Origin of the sequence: Streptomyces sp. V4I23, assembly GCF_030817975.1 — a bacterium.
Classification (GTDB): Bacteria; Actinomycetota; Actinomycetes; order Streptomycetales; family Streptomycetaceae; genus Streptomyces.
Genome location: NZ_JAUSZW010000004.1, coordinates 4,065,050 through 4,081,634 on the forward strand (window position 1 = coordinate 4,065,050; position 16,585 = coordinate 4,081,634).

General features: G+C 70.2%; 16 protein-coding genes, 1 pseudogene and 1 riboswitch. Of the genes and pseudogenes, 7 read left to right on the forward strand and 10 right to left on the reverse strand.

The window, feature by feature from the left end:
- The first annotated feature begins 95 nt into the window (after nt 1-95).
- The gene (locus tag QFZ82_RS20695) at nt 96-1,472 is read left to right on the forward strand and encodes a serine hydrolase (protein WP_307714577.1); all 1,377 of its coding nucleotides are present in this window, start codon (nt 96-98) and stop codon (nt 1,470-1,472) included.
- 85 nt (nt 1,473-1,557) lie between these two features.
- On the opposite strand, the gene QFZ82_RS20700 is transcribed toward QFZ82_RS20695, so the two are convergent.
- From QFZ82_RS20700 to QFZ82_RS20715, 4 genes are all read right to left on the reverse strand, one after another.
- Complete coding sequence (locus QFZ82_RS20700) at nt 1,558-2,010, reverse strand: GNAT family N-acetyltransferase (RefSeq protein WP_307714578.1); 453 nt, start codon at nt 2,008-2,010, stop codon at nt 1,558-1,560.
- A gap of 10 nt (nt 2,011-2,020) precedes the next feature.
- Nucleotides 2,021-2,479 (reverse strand): MarR family winged helix-turn-helix transcriptional regulator, encoded by a 459-nt coding sequence (locus tag QFZ82_RS20705; RefSeq protein ID WP_177149293.1) that lies wholly within the window; start codon nt 2,477-2,479, stop codon nt 2,021-2,023.
- Between the two features lie 275 nt (nt 2,480-2,754).
- Complete coding sequence (locus tag QFZ82_RS20710; protein WP_307714579.1) at nt 2,755-3,609, reverse strand: GNAT family N-acetyltransferase; 855 nt, start codon at nt 3,607-3,609, stop codon at nt 2,755-2,757.
- Between the two features lie 4 nt (nt 3,610-3,613).
- The gene (locus QFZ82_RS20715; RefSeq protein ID WP_307714580.1) at nt 3,614-4,159 is read right to left on the reverse strand and encodes a DUF2269 domain-containing protein; all 546 of its coding nucleotides are present in this window, start codon (nt 4,157-4,159) and stop codon (nt 3,614-3,616) included.
- A 526-nt stretch (nt 4,160-4,685) separates the two neighbouring features.
- Here QFZ82_RS20715 and QFZ82_RS20720 point away from each other — a divergent pair.
- Nucleotides 4,686-6,497, forward strand: a complete 1,812-nt coding sequence (locus QFZ82_RS20720) for a globin domain-containing protein (RefSeq protein WP_307714581.1) — start codon at nt 4,686-4,688, stop codon at nt 6,495-6,497.
- Between the two features lie 28 nt (nt 6,498-6,525).
- Here the strand turns inward: QFZ82_RS20720 and QFZ82_RS20725 are convergent, their stop codons facing one another.
- The 4 genes from QFZ82_RS20725 to QFZ82_RS20740 form a co-directional block, all read right to left on the reverse strand.
- Complete coding sequence (locus QFZ82_RS20725; RefSeq protein WP_177149290.1) at nt 6,526-7,005, reverse strand: NUDIX domain-containing protein; 480 nt, start codon at nt 7,003-7,005, stop codon at nt 6,526-6,528.
- Between the two features lie 61 nt (nt 7,006-7,066).
- Nucleotides 7,067-7,957 (reverse strand): LysR family transcriptional regulator, encoded by an 891-nt coding sequence (locus QFZ82_RS20730; protein ID WP_307714582.1) that lies wholly within the window; start codon nt 7,955-7,957, stop codon nt 7,067-7,069.
- 249 nt (nt 7,958-8,206) lie between these two features.
- Nucleotides 8,207-9,340, reverse strand: coding sequence for a cystathionine gamma-lyase (locus tag QFZ82_RS20735; RefSeq protein WP_307714583.1), 1,134 nt, complete (start codon nt 9,338-9,340; stop codon nt 8,207-8,209).
- 51 nt (nt 9,341-9,391) lie between these two features.
- Nucleotides 9,392-9,769, reverse strand: a complete 378-nt coding sequence (locus QFZ82_RS20740) for a phage holin family protein (RefSeq protein WP_307714584.1) — start codon at nt 9,767-9,769, stop codon at nt 9,392-9,394.
- 47 nt (nt 9,770-9,816) lie between these two features.
- On the opposite strand from QFZ82_RS20740, the gene QFZ82_RS20745 reads away from it, so the two are divergent.
- From QFZ82_RS20745 to QFZ82_RS20760, 4 genes and pseudogenes are all read left to right on the forward strand, one after another.
- Nucleotides 9,817-10,134 (forward strand): cupin domain-containing protein, encoded by a 318-nt coding sequence (locus QFZ82_RS20745; protein ID WP_307714585.1) that lies wholly within the window; start codon nt 9,817-9,819, stop codon nt 10,132-10,134.
- Between the two features lie 120 nt (nt 10,135-10,254).
- The gene (locus tag QFZ82_RS20750; protein ID WP_307714586.1) at nt 10,255-10,476 is read left to right on the forward strand and encodes a DUF5326 family protein; all 222 of its coding nucleotides are present in this window, start codon (nt 10,255-10,257) and stop codon (nt 10,474-10,476) included.
- A gap of 262 nt (nt 10,477-10,738) precedes the next feature.
- Nucleotides 10,739-11,510, forward strand: a pseudogene (locus tag QFZ82_RS20755) (IclR family transcriptional regulator).
- Nucleotides 11,511-11,652: 142 nt separating this feature from the next.
- Entirely contained in the window at nt 11,653-12,087 is a 435-nt protein-coding gene (locus tag QFZ82_RS20760) for an SsgA family sporulation/cell division regulator (protein WP_177149284.1), read from the forward strand.
- A gap of 22 nt (nt 12,088-12,109) precedes the next feature.
- On the opposite strand, the gene QFZ82_RS20765 is transcribed toward QFZ82_RS20760, so the two are convergent.
- Nucleotides 12,110-13,438 carry a YibE/F family protein gene (locus QFZ82_RS20765; protein ID WP_307714587.1) on the reverse strand — a complete coding sequence of 443 codons (1,329 nt, stop codon included), beginning with the start codon at nt 13,436-13,438 and terminating at the stop codon, nt 12,110-12,112.
- A gap of 71 nt (nt 13,439-13,509) precedes the next feature.
- Nucleotides 13,510-13,642, forward strand: a riboswitch (TPP riboswitch).
- Here QFZ82_RS20765 and thiC point away from each other — a divergent pair.
- A complete protein-coding gene (gene thiC / locus QFZ82_RS20770; protein WP_307714588.1) occupies nt 13,635-15,410 on the forward strand; it encodes a phosphomethylpyrimidine synthase ThiC in 1,776 nt (591 codons plus the stop codon). It overlaps the preceding riboswitch by 8 nt.
- A gap of 214 nt (nt 15,411-15,624) precedes the next feature.
- Here the strand turns inward: thiC and QFZ82_RS20775 are convergent, their stop codons facing one another.
- Nucleotides 15,625-16,449 carry a hypothetical protein gene (locus QFZ82_RS20775; RefSeq protein ID WP_307714589.1) on the reverse strand — a complete coding sequence of 275 codons (825 nt, stop codon included), beginning with the start codon at nt 16,447-16,449 and terminating at the stop codon, nt 15,625-15,627.
- Nucleotides 16,450-16,585: the final 136 nt, after the last annotated feature.

Consider the following 16,585-nt stretch of genomic DNA (forward strand, 5'->3'; position numbering starts at 1 on the left):
GGCCCCAGCATGCGGAGTGAGCACTCACTCCGCCATACCCTCGGGGACCGGCTTAATCGGTCGACGGAGCGCTCGTGCACCGATAGACCTGCCGCATGACCTCATCCTGGGAAGAGCTGCTCCCCACCACCCGCAGGGCTCTCCTGTACCGCATCGCCGTCGCGCAGAGCGAGGGACGTACCCCGTCGTTCGTCGGAGCCGTCCTGAGGGACGGCCGTCTGGTGTGGACGGGCGCGCGCACCTGCATCGACGGCCATGCACCCGACGCCGATACGCAGTACCGCATCGGCTCGATCACCAAGACCTTCACCGCGGTTCTCGTGATGCGGCTGCGTGACGAGGGGCTGCTGGATCTGAGCGATCCGCTGGAGAAGCATCTGCCGGGCACGGGTGTCGGAGAGGTGACCATCGCTCAGCTCCTCGGTCACAGCGCGGGTTTGAGTGCCGAGTCCCCGGCTCCTTGGTGGGAAAGGACTCCCGGCACCCTGCGCCCCGAACTCGCCGATGTGCTGGGCGACAAGGCGCGGATGCACCCTCCCGGCCGACGGCACCACTACTCCAACCCCGGCTACACGCTTCTCGGTTCACTCGTGGAAGCCGTACGCGGCGTTCCGTGGGAGCAGGCCCTTCAGACGGAGATCCTCGATCCGCTGGGGCTGGCCCGGACGAGCGCGCAGCCGCGAGCGCCGCATGCGGGCGGCTGGGCCGTCCATCCGTGGGCGGATGTCATGCTCCCCGAGCCCGTCGAGGACCTGGGGCTGATGGCCCCCGCCGGACAGTTGTGGTCGACCGCGGCGGACCTCTGCCGGTTCGCCTGGTTCCTCGCCGAGGGGGACGACCGGGTGCTGAGCGCCGCCTCCGTGCGCGAGATGCGCACGCCCTCGGTGCCCGCGGAGGCGGGAGACTGGAACAGCACCTATGGCCTGGGCATGCAGATCGTCCGCAACGAGGAGCGCACGCTCGTGGGGCACTCGGGCTCCCTGCCCGGGTTTCTCGCAGGGCTGTGGACGAGTGTGGACGACGGCGTCGCCGCGGTGGCGCTGACCAATGTGACGTCAGGGCCGCTTGCGAGCACGGTAGCCGCCGATCTCGTCCGGATCGTGACGGATGCCGAGCCCCGGATGCCCGCGCCGTGGCGACCGCTGCCCGACGTCGACCAGGAACTGCTGGACCTCACAGGTCCCTGGTACTGGGGTACGTACGCATACGGGCTGCGCCTTGTCGGCGATCGCGGTGTCGAGCTGGAGCCTCTGCGTGGGGGCGGTCGGCGGTCCCGCTTCGTGGCCGGGTCCGAGGGCGAGTGGATGGGGCTGGACGGCTACTTCGCAGGGGAGACGCTCACGGTGGTGCGCCGTGAGGACGGGTCCGTGAGCCATCTGGACCTGGGATCGTTCGTGTTCACGCGTGAACCCTACGAACAGGGCGACGCGGTGCCCGGCGGTGTGGACGAGGACGGGTGGCGCGGGCTCTGATCCCGCCATGTTTCACGTGAAACGGGCCGACTCATGCCAGACGGGTCGGCCCGTTCTCGCCGCCGGGTGCGCGCCGTTCCTGTGCTCAGAGGGTCAGTTTGAACCCGATGTGCGAGGGCTCGAAACCGAGGCGCTCATAGAAGCGGTGGGCATCGGTCCGGGTGGCGTCGGACGTGAGCTGGACCAGTTGACAGCCCAAGCCGCGGGACTTTTCGACGGCCCACTCGATGAGCTGTGCGCCCAGCCCGCTGCCGCGCTCGTCGGCATGGATCCGAACGGCCTCGATGATCGACCGGGTGGTGCCGCGCCGGGAGAGACCGGGGATGACCGTCAGCTGAAGTGTGCCGACGACCCGGCCGTCCCGGACGGCGACGATCGGGTGCTGGTGGGGGTCCGCGGCCAGCCGCTCGAACGCCGCGGTGTACGGAGCGAGGTCGTCGGGCGATTCGCGCTGGGCGCCCAGCGGGTCGTCGGCGAGCAGCGCCACGATCGCCGGGATGTCCTCGGCGACCGCCGGGCGTATCTGCAGATCACTCATGATCCGCAGACTACGCGGGGACCCGCAGCTCTTCGACGGTCTTGACGAGTGGAGCGAGCTCCGGGTTCTTGGCGGCTTCGTCGAGCGCCTCTCGCAGCGCGGTGTCGTTGGTCGGCCGCGCCTCGGCGAGCAGAGCCAGGCCGGCTTCGGTGACATCGGTGTAGATGCCACGGCGGTCCGTGTCGCAGAGGTAGCGCGTCAGCAGTCCGCGGTCCTCGAGCCGGGTGACCAGTCGGGTCGTGGCGCTCTGGCTGAGGACGACAGCGTCGGCGACCTGCTTCATCTGCAGATGCCCGCCCGGCCCGCTGTGCTGCCGGCTGAGCACGTCGAGCAGCGAGAACTCGCGCATGCTCAGTCCGTGCCGGGACTCCAGAGCCCGCTCGATGTGCGCCTCGATCTTTCCGTGCAGCAGCGAGAGGGCGCACCAGCCCTGTGCGAGGGCCGTGAGGGCGGGGTCGGTCGCGGTCATCTGTCTCCTCCTCGGTGCCGTTCGGGGCTCCCTATCAGAGTAGACGATGACCGCAATAGTCCGCGCTTGCAATTAATAAGCGTCTGCAAGTATTGACGAAGGGTGCACCGCACAAGGTGGAAGCGGCTGACGCCGGATCGCGGCCGAAGCCCGGGTGGCCGAACTCGTCCGCTGACCCCGCTGTCTGCCGGGCCGGACACCGCTGCAGAATCCCGCGGATGGTCCGGCACCGGTTGATGACGTACCGCCGTCGCGGTGGGCCGGGGGATCGACCCTCAGCCTGCCGCGACGGTCAGCGGTGCGAACCGGCGGGTCCAGTCGCCCGGCAGCGCGGAGATGGCATAGGTCATCACCGCGTTGAAGGCGATCGGCTCCAGGCCCTGTGACTTCACCCACGTGAGCAGATCCTCGTGGCGCACGTCGATGTCGGTGCGCAACGGGCGGTCCGTGTTCGCCGCGAGTGAGGTGATCAGGGCCTTTGCCGTCTCGGTGTCCTTGGCGATCAGGGGGCCGACGACGTGCGTCGCCATATTCGGCCAGGCAGCCGCGTACCCGGTCAGCACGCCGTCCTGCTCGGCCACCCGGAGCTGGTCGGCGAAGGCCGGGAGGCGGGTGATCATGTGGGTGCGGTCCACGCCGAAGACCTCGGTGTCCAGGCGCACCAGGGCGGGCATGTCCTCCGCTGTCGCCGGACGGGTCGGCACCGTGGCAGCCGGGTCGGTGGCGGTGAAGCGACCCCGGACCATCTCCGCCCGGCCGGTGGTGACGAAGCCCAGCTCCTCGTAGAGCGGCTGCCCGTTGGGCGTGGCGTGAAGGGTCAGCGGGGTCTCCCCGGCCTCTGCCAGTACGTGCTTCATCAGTTGGCGCCCGATGCCCTGACGGGCGAGTCGCTCGGCGACGAGCACCATGCCGATCGCGGCGAGGCCCGGGCCGTACGACGTCAGCACGCAGGAGGCCACCAGTCCCTTGCCCGCCGGATCGTCGATCCCGTACCCCGTGCCGGCCGTCAGCAGCAGACTCCACTTGTGATCCTCGCGTGGCCAGCCGCGGTCCTCCGAGAGGTCGGCACATGAGACGAGGTCATCGATGGTCAGGCGCCTGATGGGCAGCTCGGAGAGCGGAGTCGACATGAGGTCAGGCTGTCTGACGCACTGATCGTCCGTCCACCGTTTTAGGGGAAGTGACGGAGGCCCGTGAACGGCGACCGCGCCGGATGGTTCCCCATGGCTTGAGTACCGAAATCACCGTCATGAAGAGGTAGGCGGCCAGCGATACGGCGGGCCCCATCACGAGGTCACGCGGATCGGCGACCACGACACCCGAAGCGACGCTGTCGGCAGCCTCGTTGACGCCCGGCCGCAAGGCGAGGGCCGAAGCAGTGGTCGTCGCCAGCGTCAGCCAGAACTTGATGAAGACCCACCAGTGGCGGGCGAGACCCCACTTGGTACCGAGAGACAGGAAGAGGCCGCTGAGGAGTGTGAGGAAGGCGAGGGGCAGGACGAGCCAGTCCGTGAAGACCTTCATGGAGCGGTAGGAGGCCTCGATCACCGGTACCGAGCCCGTGGTGAAGGCGGTGAGCGCAAGCGCGAGCAGGCCGAGAGTGAGCCCGAGCCAGCCCGCCGATGCGGCGACATGGACGACAAGGATTCCCCGGCGGACGGGGCGCTTGAGTGGTTTCACGTGAAACACAGTGCCGGGGCAGCGGGGCGCCGGTCGTCTGACAGCGGGAGTAAGCGTCGCTACTCGCGTCGGCGTACACGAGCCCACGGACGTATGAACGGCCCGTGCGACGGTGAAGATCGCGGACCGGGTCTGTGCAGAGTTCGGGGTTGGCCTGGACGGGTGTCTTGCATACGGTGGTTCCATCTCCGCGGGGCCTGGGAGTTCATCCGGGGCGCACGAGGAGTGGGAGTGCAGGAGCTCCGGACGATCCGGATGCAGGGACATGGTGGCATGGGAGCCTAATGGGAAAAGGGGTTCGGGTGCCCGGACTTTCGACTCTTTGTCCCGGTTCTGGGAATCGGCTGCCATGCTGCGACAGCGGGCGTCCGGGCAGAGTCTTCATCGGAGGGAACTCGTCCTGATACAGAGCATGGCGGCGGCACGGACGAGTCGCGGCAGTGCTGGACAGCGCAGGTAAGTGCGGCACGTTCCGACTGGCGGACGTGCGCGAACCGACCGAAAGATGTTCGAGGCGAGGCACACCATGGAAGCTCCGGCCACCACGCCGGCCGACAACGGCGCGTCAGGCGACAACGGCGGAGGCGGTTGGTTCACCCCTCGCACACAACCGGCCCGGCCTGGTGGGGCGACGGGTGCCGAGGGTGCACCCACTCCCTCGCGACCCGGCCGGGAAGGGCGGGACGGCCGGACGGAGGAGAGTGAGCCGAGCCGGCCCGCGGCTGTACCGACGCGACCTGTGTCGGCGATACGCCCGGTCGGTTCCGGTTCGTCCCGCCGCAACCGGCCGCAGCTCTCGGTCGTACGGGACGTACCGTCGACACCCGTCCCCGAAGAGACCGATACCGAGCGGCCGACCGCGGCCGCGGAACCGGACCAGGACCCGGCCGCCGCGCCGGCCACCGCAGCCGAGGCCGGCACCCAGGGCGCGTCCGCACTCGATGCCGAGCCCGAGCACTCCCGGCCTGACGCCGGACACGACCCGGCCCATGGGGCACCGGAACCGAGTGACATCCCGGCCCGGCAGGCGTCCCACGGCACCCGCGCCCCGAGCGACACGCCGGCGTCCGGTACGGCCCATGGCATCCCGCCCCAGCGCGCGCCCTACGCGGCCCCCGCGCCTCACGCCGCCCCCGCGGACCACGACGCCCCGGCCTCCGGTACGGACCACGCCGACCCGTTCGGGCCGCCCCGTGACTCCGCACCCGCCGAGTCCCCTGCGTCTCCCGACGCCGTGCTGATCCGGCGGACCATGGCCGAGATCGCACCCGTGGCCGACCAGGTCACCTCCTACTTCTACGCCCTGCTCTTCGTCCGCCATCCCGAGCTGCGGTCCCTGTTCCCGGTCGCCATGGACACCCAGCGCGACCGGCTGCTCAAGGCGCTGCTGACCGCGGCCGAGCACATGGACAACGCGGCGGTGCTGACGGACTACCTCCGCAACCTCGGCCGCGGCCACCGCAAGTACGGGACGCAGCCCGCCCACTACCCCGCCGTGGGCGAGGCCCTGATCGGCGCCCTGACGCGGTACGCGACGACCACGTGGGACGCCGAGACCGAGGCGGCCTGGGTCCGCACGTACACGACGATCTCCCAGATCATGATCGACGCGGCGGCCGAGGACGAGCAGAACGCACCCGCCTGGTGGGATGCCGAGGTCGTCTCGCACGAGCTGCGGACCCCGGACATCGCGATCATCACGGTCCGTCCGGACCATCCGTACAAGTTCCTCGCCGGGCAGTACACGAGCCTGGAGACGCCGTGGTGGCCCAGGATCTGGCGGCACTACTCCTTCGCCGGCGCGCCCCGGCCCGACGGGCTGCTGTCCTTCCACGTCAAGGCCGTCCCGGCGGGCTGGGTCTCCAACGCCCTGGTCCACCACGCCAGGCCCGGCGACGTACTGCGGCTCGGTCCGCCCGCCGGGTCGATGACGGTCGACCACACCACCGACAACGGTCTGCTCTGTCTCGGCGGCGGCACCGGCATTGCGCCCATCAAGGCGCTCGTCGAGGACGTGGCCACCCATGGCGAGCGGCGCACGGTCGAGGTCTTCTACGGGGCGCGCTCCGACCACGACCTGTACGACATCGACACCATGCTCCGGTTGCAGCAGACGCACCCCTGGCTGTCGGTCCGCCCGGTGGTCGACGACCGCGCGGAGTTCCCCTCGGCCGTGCGCGACCTCGGCCGGTACGGACCGTGGCACGGCTTCGACGCCTATCTCTCGGGGCCGCCCGGAATGATCCGCAGCGGTGTGCACGCGCTCCGCGGCATCGGCATCCCGTACGACCGCATCCGGCACGATTCCCTGGAAGAGCTCGTGGCGGCGGCCGACTAGGCGACGCGACGCGGCGCCGTCGTGGGCGTCAGCCCAGGTCGGGGGCGTGCATCGCCCGCACACCTTCGATATTGCCGTCCAGGTAGTGGCGCAGGGAGAGCGGCACCAGGTGGACCGCGGCGATCCCGACCCTGCTGAACGGGACGCGTACGATCTCGTACTCCCCGCACGGCTCGTCGACCTCCGGACCGTGCCGCAGCGACGGGTCCATGGACTCCAGGCGGCAGACGAAGAAGTGCTGCACCTTCACGCCGGTCACGCCGCCGTCGGCGATGTGCTCGACCGTGTCCACGAAGCACGGCACCACATCGGTGATCTTGGCCCCGAGCTCCTCGTGGACCTCACGGTGAAGGGCGTCGACGACGGTGGCGTCCTCCGGCTCGACGCCGCCGCCCGGCGTGAGCCAGTAGGGGTCGACACCGGGCTTGGTGCGCTTGATCAGGACGAGGTCGTTCCCGTCGAGCAGAATGGCGCGTGCGGTGCGCTTGACCACTGGTCGTTCGGTCATGGCAAGAGAGTGGCCCATGTCGCCGCTTCTGAAACTCCTGCGGCCCCTCGCGTGCCGCGCCTCACCAGCCCTCGGCCGCGCGCAGCAGCTTCTCGTGCGCCCGCGCGACATGGGGGTGGGCCAGTGTTCCGGTGCGTATGACGAGGAAGTACGTGCGCAGCGGGGGCACGGGAGGGTCGATGAGGGTGACGACCCGGCCCTGTGCGAGCGCGTCCTCGCACAGGTAGCGCGGCAGGACGGCGAGGCCCGCGCCGGCGGCGGCGGCCTCCAGCACCGCGCGCAGATCGGGTGCGATGACGGCGCCGGCGGCGGCCGGAGGGGAGTCGAAGACGGCGTGCCAGTAGCGGGAGACGAGCGGCAGGGACTCGTGCACCTCCACGACCGGCAGCTGCTCGAGGACGACATGGCCCTTGCGGAGCTCGTCCGGCCCCAGGCGGGCCGCCCACCTGGGGGCGGCGACCAGGACGTGCTCCTCGTCCCACAGGGCGGTCGAGGCGAGCAGCCGTCCACGGGGCCGCGTGGTGGCGATGGCGACGTCGTGGTGGCCGGCGGCGAGACCTTCGAGGGTCTCCTCGGCGTTGCCGAACGAGGTGCGCAGAGCGAGGCCCCGGCCGATCAGGGGGGCGAGGGCGGGCAGGGCGCGCAGGGCGGTGAACTCGGGCGGTCCGGCGAGGTGGATCGTGCGGACCGGCGACTCGTCGTCGAGTCCCGCCTCGGCGATCTCCAGGAGCGCGTCCAGATGCGGGGCGGCCCGGTGGGCGAGCTCGTCTCCGATGGTGGTCGGAGTGACACCGCGGGCCTGGCGCAGGAACAAGGGGCGGCCGAGCTGTCGTTCGAGCGTGCGTATCTGGCCGGTGACGGCCGGCTGGGACAGGCCGAGCAGCGCCGCGGCGCGGGTGAAGGAGCCGGCCCGGTGCACCGTGACGAATGTGCGCAGCAGGGCCAGATCCATGCCATGTCCCTCCCGGTCCGACGTTGCGCCCGAACCCGGCCAACTATAAATAAGTCGATAGGTCTCTGTCGTCAGCGTGATTGGACACTGACGCACAGTCAACTAGCCTTGAACGCACGGTTCTCGGCGCGCAGGAACCGGAACGGTCCGAGCCGTCGAGGGGGAGGCTCGGACCGTTCGCCAGAGCCGCCCGGTCGTCCACGGCGCCCTTCCGGCCGGGCCGTGTGCCCGGATCGCCTGCCAGGGCCGTCAGCGGGCGGCCGCCTCGTCCAGCGCCCGCAGCACGTCGGCCACCAGGTCCTCGGCGTCCTCCGCGCCGGCGGAGAAGCGGACGAAGCCCTCGGGGACGGCGTCGCCGCCCCAGCGCCCCCGCCGCTCTGCCGTGGAGCGCACGCCGCCGAAGCTGGTGGCGTCGTCGACGAGCCGCAGCCCGTCCAGGAAGCGTTCCGCGTGCGCCCGGTCGGGCAGGACGAAGGAGACCACGCACCCGAAGCGCCGCATCTGCCGGGACGCGACCGCGTGCGAGGGGTCGGTGGCCAGTCCCGGGTAGCGCAGGCCGGTCACCTCCGGGCGTGCGCCGAGGGCCTGCGCGAGCGACAGGGCGTTCGCGCACTGCCGGTCGGCACGCAGGTGCAGGGTGGCGAGCGAACGGTGGGCGAGCCAGGCCTCCATCGGTCCCGGAATGGCCCCGACGATCTTCCGCCAGCGCCGCACGCCCGCCGCCAGGGCGGTGTCGCGGCAGGTCACATGGCCGAGCAGGAGGTCGCCGTGTCCCGTCATGCCCTTGGTGTCGCTGGCCACCGAGAAGTCGGCGCCGAGGTCCAGCGGCCGCTGCCCGAGCGGGGTGGCGAGCGTGTTGTCGACGGCTACGAGCGCGCCGGTGGCATGCGCGGCCTCGGTCAGGCGCAGTACGTCGCACACGTCGAGGCCGGGGTTGGACGGCGTCTCCATCCACAGCAGCCGTGCCCCGTCGAGGACGGACAGCTGTGCGTCGCCGCCGGTGGGGGCCGCGCGGACCTCGATGCCGTACGCCTGCAGCTGCTCACGGACCAGGGGCAGGGCCTGGTAGCCGTCGGAGGGCAGGACGACCGCGTCGCCGGACCGCAGTTGTGACAGCAGAACGGCGGAGACCGCCGCCATCCCGGACGAGAACGCGATCGTCTCGACGGCTTCCCCCGGCGCCTCCAGCTCGCTGATCGCCTGCTCCAGGCGGGTCCAGGTCGGGTTCTCGTCGCGGCCGTAGGTGTAGGGGCCGGTGGGCTCGCCCGGCAGATGGAAGTGGGCCGCGAAGACGGGGCCCGGCAGGGCCGGTTCGTACTTCACCGGATCGGGCAGCCCCGCCCGTACCGCTCGTGTGCCGTCTCCCCAGGGAGCACCGGTCATGCCGGCCGCTCCTGGGCCGCGTCTCGTGCGATGCCGGACCTCATGCCCTGCTCAGTCCTTCTCGGGCAGGACGACGTTCAGCGCCCACGAGACGACGGAGATGATCAGGCCGCCCAGCACGGCGGTCCAGAAGCCCTCCACATGGAAGTTCAGATCGAGTTCGTCGGCGAGCCACGAGGTCAGCAGCAGCATGAGCGCATTGATGACCAGGGTGATCAGGCCGAGGGTGAGGATGAACAGCGGCAGCGTGAGCAGCTTCAGCACGGGCTTGACGAGGAAGTTCACCAGGCCGAAGATCAGCGCCACCAGGATGAGGGTCCACGCCTTCTTGCCGGTGCTGTCACCGGTGAGGGTGATGTCCTGCAGGAGCCAGATGGCCACCAGCAGGGCCCCCGCATTGGCGATCGTCTTGACTAGGAAATTCATCATGTGTCTGATCGTGGCAGACGTATCGGGCCAAGTGCAGGGGCGGACGGATGAAGGCATTCCGACTGGATGAGCTGGAGGCGGAACGCGCTGCCAACGACGGCGCGTATCTGCAGTTCCTGCGGGAGCGGAACATGTCGGTCGGCCTCTACGCGCTGGACGCCGGACAGGTCGATCCGCAACTGCCCCACAACCAGGACGAGGTGTACCTCGTCGTCAGCGGCCGTGCCTCGATCACGGTGGGCATGGAGACGACCCAGGTCGGGCGGGGCAGTGTCGTCTACGTGCCGGCGGGGGTGCCGCACAAGTTCCATCACATCAGCGAGGACCTGCGGGTCATGGTGGTCTTCTCTCCCCCCGAGAGCTGAGCCGGACCCCGCACAGTCCCTAGGGGTTCACTCAGGGGACTTCAAGGGATCGCGGGCCCCGGACACGGCGTCCCGCCGCCTAGCATCGAAGGCACGCAGTCGGAGAAACGAGGTAGGACGATGGCCGTGCGGGAGATGTTCACGGGGATGCCCTGGTGGGTGAAGTGGATCGCGGTGCCTGTCATCGCCCTTGCCGTGTTCGGCGGTCTGATCACGAGCGCCATCGTGTTCGTGATCAGCTTGCTCTTCAAGGTGCTGCTCTTCGTTGCGCTGGTCGGCGGACTGGTCTTCCTCGTACGCAAGTTCATGGCGTCCTCGGGTTCGTCGCGCGGGGACTGGTGAGCAGGGCGCCGGACGTCCGTTAGCCCGGCCGGGGGAACGGGCCGGACAAAGCCCGCCCCGTGCCGGGTGCTGCCCTTAGAGTGGCAGCTCTCTGCCGCCCCTCGGATATCTCTGCGCACGTGTGCGCCGGCCGGAGCACCACACCGGCCCGGGGCTGACCGCCTGTTCAGGCCGGCTGTTCAGGGTCCGGGGTCGCGGCGGCCGCGCGGGGGCGGCCCCCGCGGGCGGGCACGCTGCCCGTCACCACGCCTGGGGGTGACCTTTGGCCGGGGCTACGAACGCCGCTGTCCCTACCCTGATCGGCTCGGTGCAGCGTGCGCTCCGGCTGCTGGAGGCGGCGGGGGCGCACGAGGGCGGAGCCCCCGCCAAGCAGCTCGCGCGTGAAGCCGGCATTCCGCTGCCCACCGCCTATCACCTGCTGCGCACCCTGACGCACGAGGACTATCTCCGCCGGGACAAAGGCGTGTTCACGCTCGGGGACGCGATCGGCCGGCTGGCCGGGAGCGGGCGCGTGCGGAATCGTCGCAGCACCGTCGAGGACTCACTGACGCACTGGCGGGACGCGATCGGCGTCGCCGTCTGCTTGGCCGTATACCGCGAGGGCGGGATCGAGCTCGTCGCGATCGCGGATTCGCCGTACACCCCGGCCGTCCGGGAACGGGCCGACTTCCGCGAGACCGGGCATGCCCACGCGATTGGACAGTGCCTGCTCAGCCGGCTCGACGAGAACGCCCGCCACGACCACCTCGACCGCCACCCCGTGCAGCCGGTGACGCCCCCTTCGATGCGCGACCGGGCCGCGCTCCTGGAGCGGCTCGCACCCCTCAGGCGCAGGGAACCGGTCGTCGAACGCCGGGAGTACGCGCTGGGCACGATCTGCACGGCCATCCCGATCACAGCGGGTGACACGGCTGCGACGATGGCCGTTTTCCCTCCCCGTGCACCAAGAGGCCAGGCTGGGCTCGGCAGTTGAACAGCTACAGGCAAGGATCGGCGGCCTGTCGGCGTCGCTTGCGTTCTCTATCAGTATCTGAAATATCACTCCTTGTGATCTGCTGCCGCTTCCAGCACCATGGCGTCGACAAGGCCAAGAGAGCCGGCAGCGATCGTTCCTGGCCGTTTTCCTCTTTTCGTCAGCACGGTTCATTGATTGCTTCAGCTACTGCGAGGTACGTGATGCGCGAGTCGGTCCAGGCCGAGGTTCTGATGAGTTTTCTCGTTTCCGAGGAGCTGTCCTTCCGGATCCCGGTGGAGCTGCGCTACGACACGTCGGATCCGTACGCGGTGCGGATGACCTTCCACCTTCCCGGTGACGCGCCCGTGACCTGGGCTTTCGGCCGGGAACTGCTGCTCGACGGGATCAACACGCCGAGCGGGGACGGCGACGTGCACATCGCTCCGACCCGGCCCGAGGCGCTGTCGGACGTCCACATCCGCCTGCGCGTCGGGAGCGATTCCGCGCTGTTCCGCGTCGGCGCGCCGCCGCTCGTCGCGTTCCTCGACCGTACGGACAAGCTGGTGCCGCTCGGCCAGGAGCTCGCGCTGGGTGATTTCGAGGTCAGCCTGGAGGAGGCACTCGGGCGCATCCTTGCCGAGGAGAACGCCGGCTGACGGCCGGTCACCGGCCGCCCGGCTACTTCTTGCGGCGCCGCCCCCTGCCGCCCCGCGCGGGCGCGGCCGCCTTGTCGACCGCCCGGCCCGGGCGGTCCGCGGACACGACCAGGGCGGCGAGCGCGGTGGTCACGGGCACGGAGGCGACCAGGCCGATCGAGCCCACCAGGGTCCGTACGATCTCCTCCGCCACCAGCTCGCTGGTGGCCACCGTGCCCACGCTGGACTGGGCGATCGAGAACAGCAGCAGCAGCGGCAGCGCCGCGCCCGCGTAGGCGAGGACGAGCGTGTTGACGACCGAGGCGATGTGGTCGCGGCCGATCCGGATGGCGGAGCGGTAGAGGGCGCGCGGGCCCATGTCCGGGTCGGCCTGGTGCAGTTCCCACACCGCCGACGTCTGGGTCACGGTGACGTCGTCGAGCACGCCGAGCGAGCCGATGATGACCCCCGCGAGCAGCAGGCCGCTCATGTCGATGTTCGGGTAGAGGCCCTTGATCAGGCCGGTGTTGTCGTCGGTGTTGCCGCTGAGGCTGGCCCAGCCGATGAACAGCGAGCCCAGCAGGCCGATCAGCAGCAGGGAGATCAGCGTGCCCAGCACGGCGACCGACGTCCGCGCGGTGATGCCGTGGCACGAGTAGAGCGCGATGAGCATGATCGCGCTCGCCCCGACCACCGCGACGATCAGCGGATTCGCACCCTGCAGGATCGCGGGCAGGATGAACAGTGTCAGCACGGCGAACGAGACGGCGAGCGCGATCAGCGCCATCACGCCGCGCATGCGTCCGACCAGGACGACCACCAGGGCGAAGATGCCCGCCAGCAGGGCCATCGGGAATCCGCGGTCCACATCGGTCACCGAGTACTGCAGATCGCGGGGCGCGTCCGGCGCGTACGCCACCACCACGCCCTGGCCCTCCTGCAACTGCCGCGGCGCGTCGGGCTGGACGATCTCGACGAACCTCCGGCCCTTGTCCTTGCCGGTGGTGACCTCGACGGTGGCCTTTCCGCAGTCGCCCTGCTGCGCGTCGACCGCCTCGCGGCCCTGGGGCGTCGACGTGTCGCCCGTCGGGGGGACCTGGCCGGCGTTGACGTCCTTGCAGTCGACCCTCTCGACGCTCACCACCCTGCCCTGCTCGGTCTGCCGGTCGAAGCCGACCCCCGAGCGCTCGTGGCCGGGCGTCCCGCCGGGCCACAGCACGGCGAGGCCGACGACAACGGCCGTCGCGAAGGGGATCAGCACCGCGGCGATGACCTTGCGGAGGTGCTGGGAGACGGGCGCTGCCGGCCCGTGACTGTGCACATGGCCGTGGTCGTGGCCCTGCTGTTCGGGATGCTGCGGCGATGAGGTCACGGACAGATCATCGCAAGAACGAGAGGGGGCCTCTGTTCAGCGCGCCAGACATGACGCTAGCGTGGTGTCACCTTTGCACACGCGGGAGCTCGGAGCACCGGGCTGAGAGGGCGCTGACCTTCGTACATCCGTACGGGACAGCTGCGCCGACCGCCGAACCTGTTACCGGGTAATGCCGGCGTAGGGAGTAGGTCTCATGACCGTATCGGACGCACGCACGCCTGCCTCGAACCAGAACGACGAGGCCGGGAAGTCCATCGGCTGGCACAAGGGATACGTCGAGGGCTCGCGTCCCGACATCCGCGTGCCGGTCCGCAAGGTGCACCTCACCAACGGCAAGGACGTGACGCTGTACGACACGTCGGGGCCGTACACGGATCCGAACATCGAGACGGACGTACGCCGGGGTCTGCCGCCACTGCGGGAGAACTGGATCGTCGGTCGCGGCGACACCGAGGAGTACGCGGGACGCCCGGTCCGACCCGAGGACGACGGGATCAAGCACACGTCGCCGCGTGGGGGCCTGCGCAACCTCGACGCCGTCTTCCCCGGCCGTCCGCGTCAGCCGCGGCGGGGCCGGGACGGGCAGGCGGTGACGCAGCTCGCGTACGCCCGCCGCGGCGAGATCACGCCGGAGATGGAGTACGTCGCCGTCCGCGAGAACGTCGCGCCCGAGGTGGTGCGGGAGGAGATCGCGGCGGGCCGCGCCGTCCTGCCGGCGAACGTCAACCACCCGGAGATCGAGCCGATGATCATCGGCAAGCGGTTCCTGGTGAAGGTCAACGCCAACATCGGCAACTCCGCGGTCACCTCCTCCATCGAGGAGGAGGTCGAGAAGATGACCTGGGCGACCCGCTGGGGCGCCGACACGGTCATGGACCTGTCCACGGGCCGCAACATCCACACCACGCGCGAGTGGGTCCTGCGCAACTCCCCCGTGCCCATCGGCACCGTGCCGCTCTACCAGGCGCTGGAGAAGGTCGACGGCAAGGCCGAGGAACTGACCTGGGAGATCTACAAGGACACGGTCATCGAGCAGGCCGAGCAAGGCGTCGACTACATGACCGTCCACGCCGGCGTCCGCCTGCCGTACGTGCCGCTCACGGCCAACCGCAAGACCGGGATCGTCTCGCGCGGCGGCTCGATCATGGCGGCGTGGTGCCTGGCGCACCACAAGGAGAGCTTCCTCTACGAGAACTTCGAGGAGCTGTGCGAGATCCTCGCCGCGTACGACGTCACGTACTCGCTCGGCGACGGCCTGCGCCCCGGCTCGATCGCGGACGCCAACGACGAGGCGCAGTTCGCGGAGCTCAGGACGCTCGGTGAACTGAACACGATCGCCAAGCGGCTGGGCGTGCAGACCATGATCGAGGGCCCGGGCCACGTCCCGATGCACAAGATCAAGGAGAACATCGACCTCCAGCAGGAGATCTGCGAGGAGGCGCCGTTCTACACGCTCGGCCCGCTGACCACGGACATCGCTCCGGCCTACGACCACATCACCTCCGGCATCGGAGCGGCGATGATCGCGTGGTGGGGCACGGCCATGCTCTGCTACGTGACGCCCAAGGAGCACCTGGGCCTGCCGAACCGCGACGACGTGAAGACCGGCGTCATCACGTACAAGATCGCGGCACATGCGGCGGACCTGGCCAAGGGACACCCGGGCGCCCAGGAGTGGGACGACGCGCTGTCCGACGCCCGCTTCGAGTTCCGGTGGGAGGACCAGTTCAACCTGGCCCTCGACCCCGACACGGCACGGGAGTTCCACGACGAGACGCTGCCCGCAGAGCCGGCGAAGACCGCGCACTTCTGCTCGATGTGCGGTCCGAAGTTCTGCTCGATGAAGATCTCCCAGGACATCCGCCGACAGCACGGCGGCAATCAGGAGGAGATCGAGGCGGGCATGGCGGAGAAGTCCAAGGAGTTCGCAGCTGCGGGCAACCGGGTCTACCTGCCCATCGCGGACTGACGCACGGCCATGGCCCGGCGTCCTCCCACCCGTCCGCGGGAGGACGCCCTCCCGGCATCGCCCGGTTCGCGGACGGGGTGCAGCGCTGGGCTCCGCCGGCGTCGGCCCTGTTTGGTCCGGCCCTCGTGCACGAGCACGGGCGGACGTCGGTGGAGCCGGCGGAGAGCCCGGTCGTTCGGCGGCTGTGACCGCTCGTCCGGTGGCGCGCCGGCGGTCAGTCCGGCTGGTGCTCCGGGCCGCCGAAGTCGGGGCTGGAGAAGTCCGGGCTGGTGTAGGTCGGACGCCGGCCCGCGACCCGGCCCTCGGCCGGACTGGAGAAGTCCGGCCCGCTGTAGCCGACCTTGGGGATGCGGTTCACACGGTGCGGGGGATCGGCGGGGGACGCCGCGGCGGCGGGGTCGGCCAGGGCCGCGCGGAGGAAGGGCATGACGCCCCGCTCCAGCAGGGCCTCGCACCAGGCCTCCTTGGCCAGCCGGACCTCGTCCGGCAGCTCGCCCTCCTGCCGCCCGTCCGCGACGTGGCTGGCGCCGTTGCGCAGGGCGGTGAGCAGCAGTGCGACGGCCGCCACCAGGATGGCGGCGGCCATGAGCGCCCCGAAGACCCAGCCGGTGAAGACCAGGGTGTCGGCGAAGGACGGGGTGGGGCTCAGCATCTTGAGGATGTAGCCGACGATCAGGAAGATCCCGGCTGCCGTGCCCGCGAGGAGCGGCGCCAGAACGGCGATGACGGCCGCGAATCCGGCGCCGGTCTCCGCCGCCTCGCCGGCCGGGGCGGTGCGTAGGGAGCCGTCCACCGAAGCGGCGGCGGTCGCGCGTGTCTCCGCGCGGACCTTCACATAGTGCTCGTATTCGGCGGCGGCCGAGGCGGTGATCAGCGCCGTCGCGTTCAGGGCCATGGTGCGCAGCTGTTCGGTACTCAGGCCCGCTCGCACGGCGGCCGGATCCGGACGTTCGCGGGCGTCGCGCAGTGCGCCGTCGAGGACCCGCTCGTACTCGGCGCGGTCCTCGTTCAGCAGGTGCGGAGCGCTGTTCATGTGCATCCCCCGATGCTCCGTAGGGCCGGATCGCCCGTGTGTGCCGGGCAGTTGGGCGGAAACGGAGGAGAGCCTGCTACGGATAAGCCGATGGTAGAGCGGTTACGGCACGGCGTGACAGGGGGTTTCCGTAAATCGCCTG

Bases quoted from the DNA above. Each gene is read 5' to 3' on its own strand.
- QFZ82_RS20695 (WP_307714577.1), top strand. From the start codon at position 96: ATGACCTCATCCTGGGAAGAGCTGCTCCCCACCACCCGCAGGGCTCTC.
- QFZ82_RS20700 (WP_307714578.1), bottom strand. From the start codon at position 2,010: ATGAGTGATCTGCAGATACGCCCGGCGGTCGCCGAGGACATCCCGGCG.
- QFZ82_RS20705 (WP_177149293.1), bottom strand. From the start codon at position 2,479: ATGACCGCGACCGACCCCGCCCTCACGGCCCTCGCACAGGGCTGGTGC.
- QFZ82_RS20710 (WP_307714579.1), bottom strand. From the start codon at position 3,609: ATGTCGACTCCGCTCTCCGAGCTGCCCATCAGGCGCCTGACCATCGAT.
- QFZ82_RS20720 (WP_307714581.1), top strand. From the start codon at position 4,686: ATGGAAGCTCCGGCCACCACGCCGGCCGACAACGGCGCGTCAGGCGAC.
- QFZ82_RS20725 (WP_177149290.1), bottom strand. From the start codon at position 7,005: ATGACCGAACGACCAGTGGTCAAGCGCACCGCACGCGCCATTCTGCTC.
- QFZ82_RS20730 (WP_307714582.1), bottom strand. From the start codon at position 7,957: ATGGATCTGGCCCTGCTGCGCACATTCGTCACGGTGCACCGGGCCGGC.
- QFZ82_RS20735 (WP_307714583.1), bottom strand. From the start codon at position 9,340: ATGACCGGTGCTCCCTGGGGAGACGGCACACGAGCGGTACGGGCGGGG.
- QFZ82_RS20740 (WP_307714584.1), bottom strand. From the start codon at position 9,769: ATGATGAATTTCCTAGTCAAGACGATCGCCAATGCGGGGGCCCTGCTG.
- QFZ82_RS20745 (WP_307714585.1), top strand. From the start codon at position 9,817: ATGAAGGCATTCCGACTGGATGAGCTGGAGGCGGAACGCGCTGCCAAC.
- QFZ82_RS20750 (WP_307714586.1), top strand. From the start codon at position 10,255: ATGGCCGTGCGGGAGATGTTCACGGGGATGCCCTGGTGGGTGAAGTGG.
- QFZ82_RS20760 (WP_177149284.1), top strand. From the start codon at position 11,653: ATGCGCGAGTCGGTCCAGGCCGAGGTTCTGATGAGTTTTCTCGTTTCC.
- thiC (WP_307714588.1), top strand. From the start codon at position 13,635: ATGACCGTATCGGACGCACGCACGCCTGCCTCGAACCAGAACGACGAG.
- QFZ82_RS20775 (WP_307714589.1), bottom strand. From the start codon at position 16,449: ATGCACATGAACAGCGCTCCGCACCTGCTGAACGAGGACCGCGCCGAG.